The sequence below is a fragment of the Adlercreutzia sp. ZJ141 genome (assembly GCF_011038965.1).
In the GTDB taxonomy this organism is placed as follows: Bacteria; Actinomycetota; Coriobacteriia; order Coriobacteriales; family Eggerthellaceae; genus ZJ141.
Window position 1 is genome coordinate 1 of the sequence record NZ_JAAKEB010000047.1, and the last position, 1,905, is coordinate 1,905.

At 48.6% G+C, this 1,905-nt stretch carries 1 protein-coding gene; it reads right to left on the reverse strand.

What is annotated here, in order from left to right; genetic code table 11:
* Positions 1-81: 81 nt before the first annotated feature.
* Positions 82-1,476 (reverse strand): group II intron reverse transcriptase/maturase, encoded by a 1,395-nt coding sequence (gene ltrA, locus G7Y44_RS10225; protein WP_165249663.1) that lies wholly within the window; start codon positions 1,474-1,476, stop codon positions 82-84.
* Positions 1,477-1,905: the final 429 nt, after the last annotated feature.

Sequence of the window (1,905 nt, forward strand, 5' to 3'; positions counted from 1 at the left end):
AATCGAGTAGGAGGGATGCCATTAGTTGACATCCCGTCCTCTCACACCACCGTGCGTACCGTTCGGTACACGGCGGTTCCATTAACATACATGTACTTGTTCGTAGTAGTCAGAGAAAAACAGATAGCCTTTACGGCGTAGCTGCTCGGTTTTGATTGCCACATTCATAATCGGACTTGCTGCTATATGCCAGTAAGCCTTACGAGTGTTAGCAAACTCCCACGCCTTGCCCTTTTCAATGCCACATTTCTGTAGCATCTTGAATCGGGTGCGAACACGTTTCCACTGCTTCCAGTAGACCATGCGAATGCGTCTGCGCATCCAGCAGTCGATGTCTTTAAGCAGCTTCTTCATATCCGCCAGCTTGAAGTAGTTGACCCATCCACGTACAAACCATGTTACCGCTTTCGGTCTGTACTCATTCGACATAGCATTGCTTCGTGCTGTGAGTTCTCGAATACGACCTTTCATAGCCTTGATGCTTTTGGGATGTACACGAAAGCGGCACACCCCTTTGTGACGATAAAAGGCATATCCTAAGTATTTCACCTGATTAAAGTACGCAACACTTGTCTTTTCGTGGTTCACTTTAAGAAATAGCTTTCCCTCGATGAACCGGATAATGGATTTGGCTGTGCGCTTAGCCGCTCGCTTAGACTTACAGAAAATCATGCAGTCATCAGCGTAGCGGACAAACTTATGCCCCCGCCGTTCTAGTTCTTGGTCAAGCTCATTGAGGATGATGTTTGACAGAAGTGGCGAAAGTGGTCCTCCTTGTGGCATGCCAACTTTTGTCTCTTCTAGCTTGCCTTCCACCATGACTCCGGCGTGCAGGTACTTGTGTATCAGCGATACTACTCGCCCATCGGTGATGGTTTCAGACACGATCTGGATTAACTTTGATTGGCATACCGTGTCGAAGAACTTTTCTAAGTCCATATCGACTACCCAGCCATACCCCTCATCAATATGACGCTTGCAAGCGTAAAGTGCATCATGTGCACTTCTATTTGGTCTGAACCCATAGCTTGAGTCGCTAAACGTAGGTTCAAAGAGCGGTGTTAGTTGGGTAACGATAGCCTGTTGTACCACACGGTCAACTACGGTAGGTATTCCGAGCTTTCTTACCTTGCCTTTCTCTTTCTTAGGAATCTCTACCCTAAGCACAGGGCTTGGGGCATACTTTCCGCGCTTGATTTGCTTGATAAGTTCATCTGAGTGTTCTTTGAAGTAGTCATACATTTCAGAAACACCCATCTTGTCGATACCAGCTGCACCCTTATTGGCTTTAACTTTCCTGTAGGCATGCCGCATGTTGTCCTTATCGACAATCCTTTCCAGCAAATCACCTGAACTGTACACGTTGGCGCTTTTGTCAGGGGCTATCCTTTGTGTACTAGACGCTTCGAGTTGCTCTCCTTGTTCCGCAAGTACCATCCCTTGTAAGCCCCACAATGTGAGTTGGCTGTCGTTCATTGCACCCAAAGGTAACCTCCTTTCTACTAACACCGTTAATGGTTCGACCCTTCCTTGTAGTGGACATACTCACAAGTACTATGGTCTCTGCTGACTCCTCATGACAAGCTTTACTCCGTGCTGGCAAAATTCATCGCTTAAGCACGTCCATGAGGCCTCCCGAGGTAAGCCACGTTTCTTTCCCTCCATCTACCTGCCGCATTTACGCTGTGGGCTCCCGTATAGCTATTGGGCTTTGGCTTGCTTAGCAGCCTTACCCACCCACATACGCCTGATGCGATTTCTGTTCGTCAGGCCGGAGGTTTGCCGCCTGCTTCCTTCAGATTCCACCTCGCGATGGACACCCTTGCATTTGGCTATGCACTTCCCGCTATCGGGCGTGCTAGGGACTTTCACCCATGAGAAACGCGCGCATGCTCGGCGCACCAA

Excerpts from the sequence above, each read along its gene's own strand:
- ltrA (WP_165249663.1), bottom strand. The coding sequence starts at position 1,476 with ATGAACGACAGCCAACTCACATTGTGGGGCTTACAAGGGATGGTACTT.